The organism is Bacillus sp. MUM 13 (genome assembly GCF_001866725.1).
In the GTDB taxonomy this organism is placed as follows: Bacteria; Bacillota; Bacilli; order Bacillales; family DSM-1321; genus Peribacillus.
Genome location: NZ_MLYQ01000184.1, coordinates 1 through 281 on the forward strand (window position 1 = coordinate 1; position 281 = coordinate 281).

The 281-nt window shown below is 43.1% G+C and carries 1 pseudogene; it reads left to right on the forward strand.

Going from position 1 to position 281, the window contains the following annotated elements:
- A pseudogene (locus BIV59_RS23985) lies at nucleotides 1–205 on the forward strand (group II intron reverse transcriptase/maturase); the annotation flags it as partial.
- Between the last annotated feature and the right edge of the window lie 76 nt (nucleotides 206–281).

Below are 281 nucleotides of genomic sequence, written 5' to 3' on the forward strand. Positions count from 1 at the left end.
GTGGAAGAAAGTGAAAACAAAACACAGAAACCTAACGAAGTTAGGGATCAAACCTAACAAAGCGTGGGAGTGGGCAAATTCAAGATTGGGCTACTGGAGTGTATCTAAAAGTCCTATCTTAGATAGAACCCTTGATAACCAATACTGGACGAATCAAGGGCTCAAAAGTCTGCTTATAAGATATCAAACATTGCGTTTGACTTAATTGAAACCGCCGTATACCGAACGGTACGTACGGTGGTGTGAGAGGTCGGAGGTTAGTCACCTCCTCCTACTCGATT